The 18369-nt window shown below is 35.4% G+C and carries 13 protein-coding genes and 1 rRNA gene; 10 read left to right on the top strand and 4 right to left on the bottom strand.

Features of this window, described 5'->3' with window-relative positions:
- The first annotated feature begins 70 nt into the window (after positions 1–70).
- From BUB25_RS05100 to uvrB, 3 genes are all read left to right on the top strand, one after another.
- Positions 71–733, top strand: a complete 663-nt coding sequence (locus BUB25_RS05100) for a thiamine diphosphokinase (protein WP_072941129.1) — start codon at positions 71–73, stop codon at positions 731–733.
- Positions 734–827: 94 nt separating this feature from the next.
- Entirely contained in the window at positions 828–1802 is a 975-nt protein-coding gene (gene rlmF, locus BUB25_RS05095; RefSeq protein ID WP_072941127.1) for a 23S rRNA (adenine(1618)-N(6))-methyltransferase RlmF, read from the top strand.
- 63 nt (positions 1803–1865) lie between these two features.
- Positions 1866–3857 (top strand): excinuclease ABC subunit UvrB, encoded by a 1992-nt coding sequence (gene uvrB, locus BUB25_RS05090; protein ID WP_072941125.1) that lies wholly within the window; start codon positions 1866–1868, stop codon positions 3855–3857.
- Here uvrB and BUB25_RS05085 read toward each other — a convergent pair.
- Positions 3854–4255, bottom strand: a complete 402-nt coding sequence (locus BUB25_RS05085; RefSeq protein ID WP_072941122.1) for an excinuclease ABC subunit B — start codon at positions 4253–4255, stop codon at positions 3854–3856. The genes uvrB and BUB25_RS05085 overlap by 4 nt on opposite strands.
- A 352-nt stretch (positions 4256–4607) precedes the next feature.
- Between BUB25_RS05085 and BUB25_RS05080 the strand changes: the two genes are divergently transcribed.
- The 4 genes from BUB25_RS05080 to BUB25_RS05065 are packed head-to-tail and all read left to right on the top strand — an operon-like array spanning position 4608 to position 7842.
- Complete coding sequence (locus BUB25_RS05080) at positions 4608–5618, top strand: dipeptide epimerase (protein WP_072941119.1); 1011 nt, start codon at positions 4608–4610, stop codon at positions 5616–5618.
- A 6-nt stretch (positions 5619–5624) separates the two neighbouring features.
- Positions 5625–6656: an aminotransferase class I/II-fold pyridoxal phosphate-dependent enzyme gene (locus tag BUB25_RS05075; RefSeq protein ID WP_072941116.1), complete on the top strand. Its 1032-nt coding sequence runs from the start codon at positions 5625–5627 to the stop codon at positions 6654–6656.
- 57 nt (positions 6657–6713) lie between these two features.
- Positions 6714–7181, top strand: a complete 468-nt coding sequence (locus tag BUB25_RS05070) for a DUF1456 family protein (protein WP_072941114.1) — start codon at positions 6714–6716, stop codon at positions 7179–7181.
- Between the two features lie 4 nt (positions 7182–7185).
- The gene (locus BUB25_RS05065; protein ID WP_170860230.1) at positions 7186–7842 is read left to right on the top strand and encodes an NAD(P)H-binding protein; all 657 of its coding nucleotides are present in this window, start codon (positions 7186–7188) and stop codon (positions 7840–7842) included.
- Between the two features lie 53 nt (positions 7843–7895).
- Here BUB25_RS05065 and sucC read toward each other — a convergent pair whose 3' ends face one another.
- A complete protein-coding gene (gene sucC / locus BUB25_RS05060) occupies positions 7896–9089 on the bottom strand; it encodes an ADP-forming succinate--CoA ligase subunit beta (protein ID WP_072941108.1) in 1194 nt (397 codons plus the stop codon).
- 412 nt (positions 9090–9501) lie between these two features.
- Between sucC and gltB the strand changes: the two genes are divergently transcribed.
- The 3 genes from gltB to lysA all read left to right on the top strand — a co-directional run bounded on the left by gltB (position 9502) and on the right by lysA (position 16919).
- Positions 9502–14016 carry a glutamate synthase large subunit gene (gene gltB, locus BUB25_RS05055; protein ID WP_072941106.1) on the top strand — a complete coding sequence of 1505 codons (4515 nt, stop codon included), beginning with the start codon at positions 9502–9504 and terminating at the stop codon, positions 14014–14016.
- Between the two features lie 2 nt (positions 14017–14018).
- The gene (locus BUB25_RS05050) at positions 14019–15473 is read left to right on the top strand and encodes a glutamate synthase subunit beta (RefSeq protein ID WP_072941088.1); all 1455 of its coding nucleotides are present in this window, start codon (positions 14019–14021) and stop codon (positions 15471–15473) included.
- A gap of 225 nt (positions 15474–15698) precedes the next feature.
- Positions 15699–16919 (top strand): diaminopimelate decarboxylase, encoded by a 1221-nt coding sequence (gene lysA, locus BUB25_RS05045; protein ID WP_072941085.1) that lies wholly within the window; start codon positions 15699–15701, stop codon positions 16917–16919.
- A 79-nt stretch (positions 16920–16998) separates the two neighbouring features.
- Here the strand turns inward: lysA and BUB25_RS05040 are convergent, their stop codons facing one another.
- Both BUB25_RS05040 and rrf read right to left on the bottom strand, forming a co-directional pair.
- Entirely contained in the window at positions 16999–17514 is a 516-nt protein-coding gene (locus BUB25_RS05040) for a hypothetical protein (protein WP_072941082.1), read from the bottom strand.
- Between the two features lie 763 nt (positions 17515–18277).
- A 5S ribosomal RNA gene (gene rrf / locus BUB25_RS05035) occupies positions 18278–18369 on the bottom strand; the annotation flags it as partial.

Genomic DNA, 18369 nt, shown 5'->3' with positions numbered 1-18369 from the left:
TCTAGATAACCCATAAATACTGAGTCCTTTTTTTCTACCTTTGCAATCCAATCTGCAATCTAAAATCACAATGTCATCACATCATATCGTTCGCGACGACCAGGAACCGGCCTTAATTATTGCAAACGGTGCCTCCTGTCATCCTGAATTATTAGGACAACTACTAGAGTGGTCTCCTTTAGTTATTGTACTGGATTCCGCCATCGAAAGAGTGATGCACTTAGACATAAAAATTGATGTTCTTTTGGGTGATTTTGACCGAGGTTTCAATCCGGAAATATATCAGACTTCTCAATATCCCTTAGAAATTGTTCATACTCCGGATCAGAATAAAACGGATTTAGAAAAAGCTTTCGATTATTTAATAGAACGAAAAATCCCGGCCGTCAATGTCGTTTGGGCAACCGGCAGAAGAGCAGATCACACGATTACAAATCTTACCAATATTGTACGCTACAGAGAGAAATTAAAAATCGTGATATTGGACGACCATTCCAAAGTTTTTTTATTACCAAAAAAATTCGAAAAATGGTATACTGCAGGAACACCCATTTCTTTAATTCCAATCGGACATGTGACCGGAATACATTCCGAAAATTTATTTTATCCCTTAAAAGACGACAGTCTCACGATTGGTTATCGAACTGGAAGCAGCAACTATGTTGTCAAAGACGGAATCACAACGATTGAGCACGACCAAGGAGATTTGCTAATGATGGAGTGCATGGATTAAATATGTAAGATAAACCTACGTAATTTATACCTTAACAGCTAATTTTGAGTGTTCACAGCAAGAGATTAACTATCTTTGCATCGAAATTCAAAAAATGAAAACAAAAACCATTACCGAAAAGACGAATTTACACCCTAGAAATCTTGATCGATTTGGGTATGATTTTAAACAATTAATCGAAGATTCTCCAGAATTAGAGGCTTTTGTTTCATTCAACAAACACCACATTGACTCGAGCGATAGCGAACAGGCGAAGCAAACCATTGATTTCAGTAATCCTGAAGCTGTAAAGTCTTTGAACAAGGCATTATTACGTTCGCATTACAACATTCAAAATTGGGATATCCCTAAAAATTACCTTTGCCCTCCCATTCCCGGAAGAGCCGATTATATCCATTATATTGCTGATTTACTTGCTTTGAGCAACAATGGAATCATACCAGAAGGTCACACTGTTCAAGGTTTGGACATTGGTATTGGAGCAAACGGAATTTATCCAATAATAGGAAATGCTGCTTATGGCTGGAGTTTCGTAGGAACGGATATTGATGAAAAAGCAATTGAAAATTGCAGTGCGATTCTAAAAGCAAATCCAAAATTGATCGAAAATATTAGCTTGCAACAGCAAACCGAATCTCGTTTTATTTTTAAAAATATTATTACTCCCGAAGATAAATTTGCTTTCACTATTTGTAATCCCCCTTTCCACAAGTCACTGGAAGAAGCTACCAAAGGATCTTTGCGAAAAGTCAATAATTTAGAAAACAAAAAATCTACAATACCGGTACTCAATTTTGGAGGACACGATGCCGAATTATGGTGCGAAGGCGGTGAACTAGGTTTTATTACCCAAATGATTTATGAAAGCGCCAAATACCCGATGCAATGTTTATGGTTTACCACTTTAGTATCGAAACAATCGCATCTTTCTAGCATCTATAAAACCTTGAATAAAGTCAATATTGTTGAAGTAAAAACCATTGACATGGCTCAAGGCCGAAAAAACAGCCGCATTGTCGCTTGGACATTTATGAGTAAAGAACAACATCAAAAATGGAAGTTTGATTAGATTGCACTTTATCTTTATTTCCTTTGTAACTTTGCAATTCTAAAACATTGCTCCTTAACACAAATGAATTTCCAAGTAGTATCCGATTACCAGCCGAAAGGCGACCAGCCACAAGCCATTGAAAAACTAGCTCAAGGTATCATTGACGGCGAAAAATTCCAAACTTTATTGGGAGTTACCGGTTCTGGTAAAACATTTACAGTGGCCAATGTAATCCAGGAAGTACAGAGACCTACATTAGTTTTGGCGCACAACAAGACTTTGGCTGCTCAGCTATATTCAGAATTCAAGCAATTTTTTCCGAATAATGCAGTAGAATATTTCGTTTCCTACTACGACTATTACCAGCCCGAAGCTTTTATGCCAGTTACAGGGGTTTTTATTGAGAAAGATTTATCTATAAATGAAGAATTAGAAAAAATGCGTTTGAGTACTACTTCTTCCCTACTTTCGGGACGAAGAGATATTCTGGTAGTCGCCTCTGTTTCTTGCTTGTACGGTATTGGAAACCCTGTAGAATTTCAGAAAAACGTGATTGAAATTGAGCGAGATCAAGTTATTTCTCGTACCAAATTATTACATCAATTAGTACAGAGCTTATATTCCAGAACGGAAGCTGATTTTACACCTGGAAACTTTAGAATAAAAGGAGATACGGTCGAAGTTTATCCAAGCTATGCCGATGATGCTTTTCGAATTCACTTCTTTGGTGATGAAATCGAAGAAATTGAATCTTTCGATGTAAAAAACTCCCAAGTCATCGAAAAATTCGAAAAACTGACGATTTATCCTGCCAATATGTTCGTGACTTCTCCGGATGTGCTGCAAGGCGCCATTTGGGAAATTCAACAGGATTTAGTTAAGCAAGTTGATTATTTCAAAGAAATTGGCAAGCATCTCGAGGCAAAACGTCTAGAAGAAAGAACTAATTTCGATTTAGAAATGATCCGAGAATTAGGCTATTGTTCCGGAATAGAGAATTATTCCCGCTATCTTGATGGCAGACAAGCAGGCACAAGACCTTTTTGCTTATTAGATTATTTTCCAAAAGATTTTCTAATGGTAGTCGACGAAAGCCACGTAACTCTTTCTCAAGTTCATGCCATGTATGGCGGTGACCGAAGCAGGAAAGAAAATCTGGTAGAATATGGTTTCCGACTTCCTGCGGCCATGGACAACCGTCCTTTAAAATTTGAAGAATTTGAAGCGATGCAAAATCAGGTGATTTATGTATCCGCAACTCCTGCTGATTATGAATTACAAAAAACGGATGGCGTTGTTGTAGAACAAGTGATTCGTCCTACAGGATTATTAGATCCTATAATTGAAATACGCCCCAGCTTAAATCAAATAGACGATTTAATTGAAGAAATCCAACAACGATGCGAATTGGATGAACGCGTCCTAATTACAACCTTGACCAAAAGAATGGCAGAGGAATTAGCCAAATACCTAACAAAAGTTAGTATCCGTTGTCGCTATATCCATTCGGATGTGGATACCTTGGAACGTATCGAAATCATGCAAGATCTTAGAAAAGGATTGTTTGATGTTCTGATTGGAGTCAACTTGCTTCGTGAAGGTCTCGACTTACCAGAAGTATCTCTGGTAGCCATTTTAGATGCTGATAAAGAAGGTTTCCTACGCAGCCATCGCTCGCTTACACAAACCATAGGTAGAGCCGCTAGAAACCTAAACGGAAAAGCCATAATGTATGCTGATAAAATTACAGCCAGCATGCAAAAAACAATTGATGAAACCAACTATCGCAGAACCAAACAAATCAATTACAATACGCAAAACAACGTAACTCCTCAGGCGCTGAATAAAAAGATAGAAAGCGCTTTCACCAAAAATCCGTTGGTAGATTATGAATTGGGCTACAATTTAGATAGCGCAGCGGAATCGGTAACAGAATATTTATCGAAAGAAGAGATCGAAAAACGAATTCGGGAAAAACGCAAATCAATGGAAAAAGCGGCAAAAGACTTAGACTTTATGCAGGCTGCAAAATTGCGCGATGAGATCAAAAAACTACAGGAACAATTGACTTAATTGTGCTGTTCTTTAAAAATTTCCAATAAAACTTTTGGATCAATTATAGCGTTTGGCGCCTTATTCATTTTCTTCAATACTCGTTTTGCAGCATCTGGATTTAGCCCCATACTAATGGCTATTTGGTGTATTTCATGAACCTCTTTCTTGTGTAAAACACCGTCAATATGCATCAAAAGTGCAAATCTGTAAAATTGTTGAATCCTTTGAAATTCAGACCTCACAACAGTCTTAGGTAATTCTTGATGAAACAAATCGTTAAAACCTCCTTTTTCAATATTCAACTCATTAGCTATTACAAATAAAAAATCATATTCTTTTTTATGCAATTGTCCGTCTACTGTTGAAAATGCAATCATGTCCAATAGCAAATTCTTCTTTTCTTCAAATGTGTTCATAAAATAATTAGTTTTAGCTAAAATATCATTTTAAAATCAAAAACGCAAAAACCAGCAATTATTAAACAATATTGCTCCATTTTCATTGTTTTATAAGCCTAGAAGGCTTTTTTTAGTAAAAAACGACTGTTCTTATATTATTTAACTAAATACAACCTAAATAATCATTAGCTGTTCCAAGAATTAAAAAATCTAAAAAAGGAATTTTATATTCTTTTTAAATTGGATACATTTATAGCTCTTAATTTTATTGATTCACTATAACTTATTATGAAATCCACATAATTAAAAATGGCGAACAACAATCAAAGAACACAACAACTCATTCTCATGAAAAAAACATTATCTACCTATGAAACTAATCCTAAGACAATACAATCTTAAACTAAAGCATACTTTTACGATTTCGAGAGAATCAATACAAACACAGCCTTCCTTAATTGTAGAATTACAAAGTGAGGATTTCTCTGGATATGGAGAAGCAACCTCAAACCCCTATTACAACATCACCGTCCCGATGATGATACAGGATTTAGAAAAAATCAGAGTTTTGATTGAGTCTTCAGATAATGAATCTCCCGAGGATTTCTGGGCATTAGCTTACTCGTATTTAAAGCACGATATGTTTGCTCTTTGCGCCCTTGACATCGCCTTTACTGATTTATATGCTCGAAAAAAAGGAAAGAAATTATACCAACTTTGGGACTACAGCACTGAAAAAAATGTATTGACCGATTACACCATTGGGATTGCCTCGATTGAGAAAATGCTCTCAAAAATGCAAGAATTGCCTTGGCCTATTTACAAAATAAAACTAGGAACAGCCGAAGACATTGCGATTGTAAAAGAATTAAGAAAACACACCGATGCTATTTTTAGAATTGATGCCAACTGCGGTTGGGGAGTTGAAGAGACCATTAATAATGCCGTAGAATTGAAAAAACTAGGAGTAGAATTCCTTGAACAACCCATAAAAGCCGATGATTGGAAAGCACACAAAGAAGTTTTCAAGCATTCTGTCTTGCCAATTATTGCTGACGAAAGCTGTATTCTTGAAGAAGATGTTGCTAAATGTCACAATCATTTTCATGGTGTAAATATAAAATTAGTAAAATGTGGCGGATTGACTCCAGCAAGAAGAATGATCCAAGAATCAAAAAAACTTGGAATGAAAACAATGGTAGGTTGCATGACCGAATCGACTGTGGGAATTTCGGCAATTGCCCATTTATTGCCACAATTAGATTATGTGGATATGGATGGCGCTCTACTCCTAGCTGAAGACATTGCGACCGGAGTGACAATAGAAAATGGAAAAGTAAGCTATTCTGACTTGAATGGAACTGGTGTAACCTTAATTTAATTTTAGATGAAAGTCAACCAATTCCCCGATAGATTAATTGAACTAAACAACAAAGAATATCTCTATTTTGGAGGAACGGCCTATTTAGGAATGCCAACAAATCCTGAATTTCAACAACTAGTCATCAAAAACATTTTGCGCTGGGGATCAGCCTATGGCAGCTCTAGAAGCGCCAATATCCAACTCACAGCCTATGAAAGAGGTGAATCTTTTTTGGCTAAATACATCCAGTCAGAAGCTACAGTTACAGTTTCATCCGGAATGCTCGCCGCAAAGCTAGTAATCGAAGAACTAATTCCACAAACTGATGTGTTCTTTCATTTTCCCAATATCCACGCAGCCTTAAAAACTGCTAATAGCCTGCCCGTTTTTATTGGAAATGAAATAAATCCTCGCTTGCTAGACAATACTTATGAAAGAATCACCTTGCTGACTGATGCTGTACCGAGCTTTCACATCCAAGCGATCGATTTATCAGTAATAAACTTAATAACGTCCAATAAAGAAATTACTTTGGTTCTTGACGAATCTCATTCTTTAGGGATTCTAGGCAATAATGGATGTGGAATATTCTCTACAATTCAGCATAAAAACATTAAACGTAAGATCATGGTGGCTTCTTTAGGGAAAGCCATGGGCGTGAGCGGCGGTGTCATAGCATCCGATCATTCGTTTGTTAATCAAATGATGGTGAACGATTCTTTTATTTCAAGTGCTTGTATGAATCCTGCGCTTGTAGAAGCAATGGGCGAAGCCGAAGAAATTTACAAAAAACAACATCATAAACTAAAAAACAACCTGAATTATATTGCCACTTTATTATCTAAAAATGAATCATTCCCCTTTAATCCTGATTATCCAGTAATCTATCCTGAAATAGACGGAATTAACGAAAAACTTCTTTCCAATAAAATAATCTTGACTAACTTTAAATACACCTCAGGAGATAAGGATTTAAATAGAATTATATTTACTGCCAATCACAAGAAAGAAGATTTAAATAAATTAATTAGCATTCTAAACCAATACCAATTCTGAAGCTAAAATTACAACCACTTACTTTTTAACCGTACATTTGTAAAAAATTAGAATATGATGACAAATAACGATATCTTCAAAAAATTACGTGTAGCTTTAATGTTACGTGATGACCAAATCGTTGAAATACTGGAATTGGTAGACTTTAGAATTACCAAATCCGAGTTAGGTGCTTTTTTCCGTGATGAAAAACACGAAAACTATATGGAATGTGGAGACCAGGTATTGCGTAATTTCCTAAACGGATTAGTAATTCATTTGCGTGGGACAAAAGAAAATCCAAAAAATCCGAATGACGTTTTAGCCAAGCACAAAGCCCAAATTCCGGCAAAACAAAGCGCTAAAGAAAGGCCAGAGTTTAAAGCAAAACCAAGAGACGAAGAAAAATCAAGAGGTGATGAAGCTCCTTCAAAATCGAAGCCTGCAGCCAAAAAACCTTCGAAAAAGCAATATCCTAAAGGAAATTCAAAAGTTCAAGTAGTCGAAAAAGTGAAATTCAATTTCGGTAAGAATAAGAAATCATAAAATTTTGAAAACGGCTCTAATTATTGGCAGTACAGGTTTAATTGGCTCTCAATTATTGAATTTCCTTTTAGAAAGTAAAGACTACGATAAGGTAATTTCGTTTGTAAAAAGAGACTCTGGAAAACAACACCCAAAATTAAGCCAACACATTATCGATTTTGACCAGCCCGAAAGCTATCAAGAATTGATTGTTGGTGATGATTTTTTCTGCACTATTGGCACAACTATCAAAAAAGCGGGAACTAAAGAAGCCTTTAAAAAGGTAGATTTTAAATATCCACAACAGTTTGCCTCTTTTGCTTCAAAAAACAAAGTCAAGAAATTTCTGCTTATTTCATCCCTTGGTGCAGATAAATATTCTAATAATTTCTACCTCAAAACAAAAGGAGAAATAGAAGATTTTCTTGAAAACTCCAGTTTTGAAAGTGTTTCCATATTGAGACCTTCTTTACTCTTGGGAAACAGGCAAGAATTTAGATTAGGCGAAAGAGTAGCGGGTATTTTTATGAGAACAGTATCGTTTTTATTTTTTGGAAAACTAAAAAAATACAAACCCATAGAAAGTGAAACCGTAGCCAAAGCACTTTTAACAATTGCACAAAAAAACATAAAAGGTTTTACTGTTTACGAATCAGATTCGATTGAAAATATAGCAAATTAAAAACAAAAAATCCTGAGCTTTCACTCAGGATTTTTTTTATATAACTTTTATAATTAAGAAAGTGCCGCTTGAACTTGATCAGCCGCTTCTTGAAACTCAACAGCAGATAAAATTGGCATTCCTGAATTATCGATTAATTCTTTTGCAATAGCTGCATTGGTACCTTGTAAACGAACAATGATAGGCACTTTAATTGCATCACCCATATTTTTGTAAGCATCAACAACTCCTTGCGCCACACGGTCACAACGAACGATACCACCAAAAATATTAATCAAAATAGCTTTTACGTTTGGATCTTTTAAGATGATACGGAAAGCAGTTTCAACACGTTTTGCATCAGCTGTTCCTCCTACGTCAAGGAAGTTTGCAGGCTCAAAACCAGCATACTTAATTAAATCCATAGTAGCCATTGCTAATCCAGCTCCGTTTACCATGCATCCTACAGTTCCGTCAAGATCTACATAGTTCAAACCAACTTCTTTCGCTTCTACTTCGATTGGGTTTTCCTCACGAATGTCGCGCATATCAGCATATTTCTTTTGTCTGTATAAAGCATTATCATCGATATTTACTTTAGCATCTACTGCCAAAATTTTATCATCAGATGTTTTCAAAACCGGATTGATTTCAAACATTGATGCATCAGATCCAATATAAGCATTGTATAAAGAATCGATAAATTTCACCATTTCTTTGAAAGCATTTCCAGAAAGACCTAAGTTAAAAGCAATTCTTCTTGCTTGAAAACCTTGTAATCCTACAGCTGGATCAATTTCCTCTGTAAAGATTAATTCTGGTGTATGTTCAGCCACTTCTTCAATATCCATTCCACCTTCAGTAGAATACATAATCATATTGCGACCTGTCGCTCTATTCAATAACACAGAAACATAAAACTCAGAAGTTTCACTTTCTCCAGGATAATAAACATCTTCAGCAACTAAAACTTTGTGTACTTTTTTACCTTCGGCAGAAGTTTGTGGTGTTACCAATTGCATCCCAATGATTTGTCCTGCAATTTCTTCTACTTGTTGAATGTTTTTGGCCAATTTTACTCCACCACCTTTTCCACGTCCACCTGCATGAATCTGTGCTTTGATCACATACCAACCTGTACCGGTTTCTGCAGTTAATTGTTTTGCGGCAACAACTGCTTCATCCGCATTGTTTGCAACGATTCCGCGTTGAATGCGAACTCCGTAGCTAGCTAAAATCTCTTTTCCTTGATATTCGTGTATGTTCATAATATAGAATTTGTCTGGATCCTGAATTTATTTCAGAATATAAGTGCCGCAAAAATAACAAAATTCATCTAAACAGAGAAATCTTTTTACTATTTTAAAATGCTTTAAACTTATTATCTAAAAAGAATTCATCTTGAACTCGATTTTCGATCGATTTCATTAAAAAAAAACAATCAAAAACACTATAACGTTTGAAATTTTAGAACCCAACTGGTCCGATTTGATAAATTTTCACAATTTTGATTCTGAAAGCGCAAACCCAATTATTAATTTGTCAATTTGAGTCCTTATAAAAAACAACATTGATTTTTATTGAACATTTTTCTACAATATCCTTAAAAATCATACACATTAGATATAATCAATGAATTATATTCAATAAAATCTTTATTTTTGTAAAAAAACATCAAGCATGAAAATTAAAGAGCAAGGCCTTTATTTGCCGGAATTTGAACACGACAACTGTGGCGCAGGATTTATATGTAATTTGAACGGAATCAAGTCTAATGACATTATTCATAAAGCACTAGACATATTAATAAAGCTGGAACATCGAGGAGCTGTCAGTTCTGACGGAAGAACAGGTGATGGAGCGGGAATATTATTTGACATACCACATGCCTTTTTTAAAAAAGTCTGTGATTTCGAAATTCCGGAAACCAGACAATATGCCGTAGGAATGGTTTTTTTACCAAAAAAGAACAATCAAACTGCCTTTTGTCAAACAACTTTTGAAACAGCTATAAAAGAACAAAACCTTGAAATTTTAGGATGGAGAGAAGTTCCTGTTGATGTTTCTAATTTAGGACAAATAGCGGCCGAAAAAGAACCCACAGTAAAGCAAGTGTTTATTGGTAAAAACGGATTAGAACTGACCGAACAACAATTCAACGCCAAATTATTCGCAGCCCGAAAAATAGCCGAACATGCCATTCTAAATTCAAAAATTTCAGAAAGTCATCGATTTTATTTTTCAAGTTTATCAACTACAACCATTATATATAAAGGATTATTGATGCCGGAAGACATCAGCAGGTATTATACTGATTTATCTGATGATGACTTGGTAACCAGACTTGCCCTTGTACACCAGCGTTTCTCTACCAATACTTTTCCTTCTTGGGAACTGGCGCAACCATTCCGCTATATGTGTCATAACGGAGAAATCAACACGCTTCGTGGTAACATCAGCAGAATGCGTGCTCGTGAAGAATTGATGCAAAGTGATATTTTTGGTGAGGATATTAAAAAATTATTCCCTATAATATTAGAAGGAAAATCCGATTCGGCTTCGATGGATATGGTCATTGAACTGTTGTTAATGACAGGAAGATCTTTACCCGAAGCAATGATGATGGTGGTTCCCGAAGCTTGGGAAAAACATCAAACCATGTCTGATGACAAAAAAGCATTCTACGAATACAACTCTTGTATTATGGAACCTTGGGACGGCCCTGCTTCTATTCCATTTACCGATGGAAATGTTATTGGTGCCTTATTAGACCGAAATGGATTACGTCCTTCTCGTTACACCCTTACCAAAAGTGGTTTTGTAATCATGTCGTCAGAAATTGGAGTCCTAGACATCAAGCCGGAAGATGTGGTTCAACACGGCCGTTTAGAGCCTGGAAAAATGTTTCTTGTAGACATGAATGAAGGCCGAATCATTGAAGATGAGGAAATTAAAAACGCAATTGTAACGAAACGTCCTTACAGAAAATGGCTTGATGAAAATTTATTGCAATTAGCCAAAATCCCTTACACAGATAATGCAATTCCTACCGAAAGTATCGATTTCGAAGCCAGACAACGTTTGTTCGGATATACGATAGAGGATTTGAAAACAATCATAAACCCAATGGGAGCTCAAGGAGCCGAGGCAATCAGTTCGATGGGTAATGATACTCCTTTGGCTATTTTATCAGACCAGCCTCAACTGCTATACAACTATTTCAAACAATTATTTGCCCAGGTGACAAATCCGCCTTTGGATGGGATTCGAGAGGAAATTATCACTGATATCAGTTTGGCTATTGGTGGCGATTTCAATATTTTTGATATTGAACCAAAGCATTGCAAAAAATTAAAAATACAAAATCCGGTAATTTCTAATGAGGATTTAGATAAGATCAGAAACATCGATCATGCTGATTTCAAATCGGTAACTATTTCGATCTTATATGATATCGAAAAAGGGGTAAATGGTTTAGAACGCGCTCTTGAAAGATGTGTCCAGGCTACCTTCAAAGCCGTTTCTGAAGGATGTAATATTGTAATTCTTTCAGACAGAGGCGTAAGCGAAAAAATGGCTCCGATACCAATGTTATTGGCTTGTTCTTACATTCACCATTCTTTGAATATCCTAAAGGTTCGTTCGAAATTTGGAATTATAATCGAATCAGCTGAACCGCGAGAACCACACCATTTTGCTCTATTATTTGGTTATGGCGCAAGCGCGATCAATCCTTATATGGTCAATGAAATCATTCATAACCAAGTAAACCAAGGTTTTATTACAGGTGTTAAGGCTGATTATGCTGTTAAAAATTACAATAAAGCCATTGCAAAAGGAATTCTTAAAATCATGAACAAAATTGGTATCTCTACTTTACATTCGTACAGAGCCGCACAGATTTTTGAGATTTTAGGATTAAATAAAACATTTTCTTCTAAATATTTCCCTTATACTCCTTCCAGAATTGAAGGGATTGGTTTGATGGAAATAGAAAAAGAAGTCAAAAAAAGATATCAAAATGCTTTTCCAAATTCAGAAGTTGCCAATCTTTTGCCATTAGAAATTGGAGGTATTTACAGATGGAGAAGAAATGGGGAAAAACACATGTTCAACCCAACAACGATTTCTAAACTGCAACAAGCTGTAAGACTAAACAGTCCTGAAAGTTACAAGGAATATTCTACAATGGTAAATGACCAAAGCAGAAACCTGATGACCATCAGAGGTTTATTTGAATTCAATAATTTAGATCCAATTTCTATTGACGAAGTGGAACCTTGGACTGAAATTGTAAAAAAATTCAAAACCGGAGCCATGTCTTATGGATCTATCAGTCAGGAAGCTCACGAAAACTTAGCCATCGCCATGAACCGAATTGGCGGAAAAAGTAATTCCGGAGAAGGAGGAGAAGATCCGCAGCGTTTTCAAAAAGACCTAAACGGCGATTCTAGAAATAGCGCTATCAAGCAAGTGGCTTCTGGAAGATTTGGTGTATCTATCAATTATTTGACCAATGCCAAAGAGATTCAGATCAAAATGGCTCAAGGTGCAAAACCCGGAGAAGGCGGTCAATTACCTGGTGAAAAAGTAGTGCCATGGATTGCCAAAACTCGTAACTCCACACCTTATGTTGGCTTAATTTCTCCACCGCCACACCACGATATTTATTCTATTGAGGATTTATCTCAATTGATATTTGATTTAAAAAATGCCAATCGTGAAGCGCGTGTAAACGTAAAATTAGTTTCGGAAGTTGGCGTTGGAACCATCGCTGCCGGTGTTGCCAAAGCAAAAGCCGATGTAATTTTGATTTCAGGTTATGATGGAGGAACTGGAGCTGCACCTTTAACTTCGTTGCAACATACTGGTATTCCATGGGAACTTGGATTAGCCGAAGCCCAACAAACCTTAATTCTAAATGATTTAAGAAGCCGTGTGGTATTAGAATGTGACGGACAATTAAAAACAGGACGCGACGTAGCTATCGCTGCTTTACTTGGAGCTGAAGAATTTGGTTTTGCCACAGCACCTTTAGTTGCATCGGGATGCATTATGATGAGGGCTTGTCATTTAAACACCTGTCCAGTTGGTATCGCAACACAAGATCCTGAGTTAAGAAAGAATTTCAAAGGAACTCCTGAGCATATTATCAACTTCATGTACTTTATCGCTGAAGAATTGAGAGAAATAATGGCTCAATTGGGTTTTAGAACCTTAAAAGAAATGGTAGGACAGTCACAAAAATTGAATGTAAACAAAGCCATTAAACATTATAAAGCAAACGGTTTAGATCTGTCTGCTATTTTATACAAACCAGAAAAAGCAAAAACGGTTCCAAATTTCAATACAACTACACAAGATCACGCATTAGAAAATGTATTGGATTTTGAAATTATCAAAGAAGCAATTCCTTCTATTTACAGAAAAGAAAAAACGAGAGTTACTTTTAAAATTAAAAATACAGACCGTTCCGTTGGAGCTATTTTGAGTAACGAAATTTCCAAAATTTATGGAGAACAAGGGCTGCCTGAAGATACTATATTAGTTGATTTTGAAGGTTCGGCCGGACAAAGCTTTGGTGCTTTTGCTACCAATGGTTTATCATTCAAAATTCACGGAAACTGTAATGATTATTTAGGAAAAGGGCTTTCTGGAGGGAAACTAATTATAAAAGTTCCACCAACTGCAACTTTCAAACCGGAAGAGAATATTATCATTGGTAACGTTGCACTTTACGGAGCTATTACTGGTGAAGCCTATATTAATGGTATGGCCGGAGAACGTTTCTGTGTGAGAAATTCTGGAGCAACAGCAGTTGTTGAAGGAATTGGAGATCACGGTTGCGAATACATGACTGGTGGAACTGTTGTTATTCTAGGAAAAACGGGAAGAAACTTTGCCGCCGGAATGAGTGGTGGTGTAGCTTATGTTTATGATAAGAATAAAAAATTCGATTCTAATTCCTGTAATATGGAAATGGTTGCTTTCGACACAATGGAACAGGATGATTTTACTAAGTTGAAACGTTTAATTAAAAACCATAGCTTATATACCAGCAGCCCATTAGCTAAACGTATTCTGGCAAATTGGGAAAACGAGCAACAGTATTTTATCAAAGTAATGCCAACTGATTATAAAAAAGCATTGCAGAGAATCGCAGAAGAAAAGAAAATTGAAGAACTAATAGCATAGTCATGGGTAAGATAGGAGGATTTAAAGAGTATAATAGAACTGACGAAAGTAACATAGCAGTAAAAGAACGTGTTTCAAACTACAATGAGTTTACTATTCCGTTAACCAAAGATAAAATTAAAGAACAAGGTTCAAGATGTATGGATTGTGGCATTCCTTTCTGTCATAGTTCATGTCCATTAGGAAATTTGATTCCAGATTTCAATGACATGGTACATCAGGAAGAATGGGAAAGTGCATTAAAAATTTTACAATCAACAAATAATTTCCCTGAATTTACAGGACGCTTATGCCCCGCTCCATGTGAGAAATCATGTGTATTAGGCATCATCAAAGAGCCAGTAGCCATTGAAAATATTGAAAAAAACATCATCGAAAGAGGTTTTGCCGAAGGTTGGATCAAACCACAGCCTCCTGTAAAAAGAACAGGAAAAACCGTAGCAGTTATCGGTTCTGGTCCTGCTGGTTTAGCAGCAGCACAGCAATTAAATAGAGCTGGACATACCGTAACTGTTTTCGAAAGAGACAATGCCATTGGCGGTTTACTGCGTTATGGAATTCCAAATTTCAAACTGGAAAAAGGGATCATAGACAGACGTGTAGCAATTTTAGAAGCCGAAGGAATTGTTTTTAAAACCAATGTAAATGTTGGTGTAAATTACAGTATTGAACAATTGAATACTTTTGATTCTATCGTATTGTGCGGTGGAGCTACCGAAAGAAGAAGTTTACCCACTAAAGGTATCGAAAGTAAAGGAGTTGTCCAAGCTATGGACTTTTTGACCCAACAAACTAAAGTATTGTACGGAGAATCAATTCCGGATCAAGTTAAAGCAACAGCTAAAGATGTAATAGTTATTGGTGGTGGAGATACAGGTTCTGATTGTATTGGAACTTCAAACAGGCACGGAGCAAAATCAGTGACCAACTTTGAGATTTTACCAAAACCTCCAGTAGGAAGAAGTGAAACAACTCCTTGGCCATTTTGGCCTTTACAACTTAAAACTTCATCATCACATGAAGAAGGCTGCGATAGAAATTGGTTAATCAACACCAAAGAATTTATTTCGAATGAAAAAGGGGAATTAACAGGATTAAAAACCGTTGAAGTAGCTTGGAAAATCACCCCAGGACAACGACCAGAATTAATAGAAAAAGAAGGTTCTGAAAAAATATGGCCTTGTGATTTAGCATTACTGGCTCTTGGATTTACGGGACCTGAAAAAACGCTAAGTGAGCAATTAGGCCTTGAGATTGATATGAGAAACAACTATAAGGCCACAAATTATCAAACTAATGTGCCCCATATTTTCACCGCTGGTGATATGCGTCGCGGACAATCATTAATTGTTTGGGCAATTTCTGAAGGTCGTGAGGCAGCAAGAGAAGTAGATTTATTTTTAATGGGATCTACAAACTTACCCACAAAAGGCAACGGTGACTTACCCAGTTTATAGTTCTTAAATAGGATCAAAAAAGAGGCTGTCTAAAATGATATTAGGCAGCCTCTTTTTATTTTTAGATAAAAAATACCCTTGCTTATGGCAGGAGCATAAAACAACAACAAAAGTATAAAAACCACTATTTGTTTAATTTATAACACTTTGTTATAATTTGTTAGAATTCATAAATCCCATTGTAGTATCAATAAAGAATAATAAATTTGCTAAAAAATAATAACAATGCAAGCAAAAGACTTACTACAATTAGCAGAACAATTTGGCAATCCCTTATATGTTTATGATGCCGAAAAAATACAATCTCAATACAACAGATTAACAAAGGCTTTTTCAAAGGTAGATAAGTTACGTGTCAATTACGCGATGAAAGCCCTATCTAATGTTGCCATTCTTCAATTAATAAAAGAAATGGGAGCAGGACTGGACACAGTATCAATCCAAGAAGTAGAACTAGGTCTCCATGCAGGATATGCGCCTGAAAAAATATTCTATACCCCAAACGGAGTTTCTCTCGAAGAAATAGAAGAGGTAAACGCCATGGGAGTTCAAATTAATATTGACAACCTGTCTATATTGGAACAATTTGGGACTAAACACCCAAACGTTCCAGTTTGTATCCGTATCAATCCCCATGTTATGGCTGGAGGAAACACAAATATTTCAGTGGGCCATATTGATAGTAAATTTGGTATTTCTATTCACCAATTACCACATTTGCTCCGCATTGTCGAAAATACGAAAATGAATATCGTAGGTATCCACATGCACACCGGATCAGACATCTTAGACATCGAAGTGTTTTTATATGCAGCCGAAATCTTATTTGATGTGGCAAAAAAATTCAAAAACTTAGAATTTTTAGATTTCGGAAGTGGATTTAAAGTTCCTTACAAAAAAGATGATATCGAAACCGACATCGAAGAATTAGGAAAAAAACTAAGTAAACGATTCAATGCTTTTTGTACTGAATATGGTAAAGAATTGACTTTAATTTTCGAACCTGGCAAATTCTTGGTAAGTGAGGCAGGATTCTTTTTGGCCAAAGTAAATGTGGTAAAACAAACTACATCGACTGTTTTTGCAGGAATTGACAGTGGTTTCAATCACTTGATCCGTCCAATGTTTTACGGTTCACAACACCATATTGAAAACATATCTCATCCTAAAGGAAAAGAGCGGTTTTATTCCGTTGTAGGGTATATTTGCGAAACAGATACTTTTGCTAACAATAGAAGAATTTCTGAAATAAAAGAAGGAGATATTTTATGTTTTAGAAATGCAGGAGCCTATTGCTTCTCTATGGCTTCAAACTATAATTCTCGTTACAAACCAGCTGAAGTATTGTGGCTAAATGGAGAAGGACATTTAATAAGAGCTCGTGAAACTTTTGAGGATTTATTAAAAAATCAACTTCCATTACCTACAGCAATTACCACTGTATAAACTATTAATTGAATAAAAATAGAAAGGGGGCTGAAATAGTATTTCAGCCCCCTTTCTATTTTATTACATAAAAAATACGTTATCTCAATTTTTTAAGTTTCTTTTGAGCATTTTCAATGTCTTCTTCCAGTACTCTAATTTTTAATTGTTGTTTAGTAATATTGACATTTTCTCTTTCAATTTCTACTGGAGAAAGTTTTCTTTTGCCTATGTTTTTTTCCAATTTAGTTTGTCGTTTCTCAAGATTCTTTTGTTCTCTTTCTAGTCTTTTTTGATATTTCTCAACATTACTTTTTGCTTTTTCTATTTTTTCTTGCTGTTTTTCAAATTGCCTCTTTTTTTTCTCTAACTTTTTTTGGTCTTTTTCTAGTTTATTTTGTTGCTTTTTAAAATCTTTTTCAGCCTTTTCTTTTTCTTTCAAAGCCAGTTTGTCTGCTTTTAATTGTTGCTCCTGCCCTTGTTCACGTTTTTGTTTTTCCAAATCCAGAATTTTCGCCTTAACAGTATCTAAGACCTGAGTTGATGACACTTCCTGTGCAAAAAAGTTTTGAAAACTTATAAGAAGAATTGTTATAAGTACTAATCTAATTTTCATATTTATTTAATTTTAAAATTTACTTATTGAGTTTAATTAAGCGAAATGTAACTTTATATTATCTATTGATTAATAGCCTTTTTTCAGATGAATTTATTGATAAATAACAACTTCCGCCCGAGGTTCTTATTATGACTAAAATTACTGCTTTAAGAAAAAAGACTTAACATAATTTTTCTAATCATAAGTTGTCAAAAAAAAATAAAAAGAATATTTGAATGCGTTTTCTATTTTGCAAAACATATGACTAGTTTTATGGACAGCTTTATTGATTCTTTCTACCATTGCTATTTCCAAATCTTAATATTTACCCGAAGTTATCGTATAACTCCAAGTGAGATTCAGAACTCTCTTAGCAGGTAGTACCTGCAATTTTCAAATGTCGACGAGGTATAATACTATTTCATTCTCTTTTAAATTATAGCAAAAGACAGCTAATTTTGAACGATTTCAAACTTAGATAATGTCTTTCTACGAAACTTCTAAATGTGGCCCAAACAATAAATAATATGCTTAAAATATAAAAATAGGGATTTAATTTAACTAATTGATCATAGAAGAACACATAAGTTCGATTAAAATACATTTTTTAGATACAATACTTTTGAAAACACTCCTGCACTAGCCTTGATAGCAGTAGAAATCCTTCCAGGACAGTGTTCGGACTGAAAAATTGTAGCGAATAGATAACAATAAAAATGAATAGGATTTAGGATTTGCTTTAAATAAAAAACCCTGTTTCGTTAGAAACAGGGTTTTTAAAGAAAGGCGACGACATACTCTCCCACATAACTGCAGTACCATCTGCGCAGGCGGGCTTAACTACTCTGTTCGGGATGGGAAGAGGTGAGCCCC

Source organism: Flavobacterium granuli (assembly GCF_900129705.1).
Classification (GTDB): Bacteria; Bacteroidota; Bacteroidia; order Flavobacteriales; family Flavobacteriaceae; genus Flavobacterium; species Flavobacterium granuli.
Note: the sequence above shows the minus strand (reverse complement) of the source record. Positions and strands in the feature narration are given on the sequence as shown.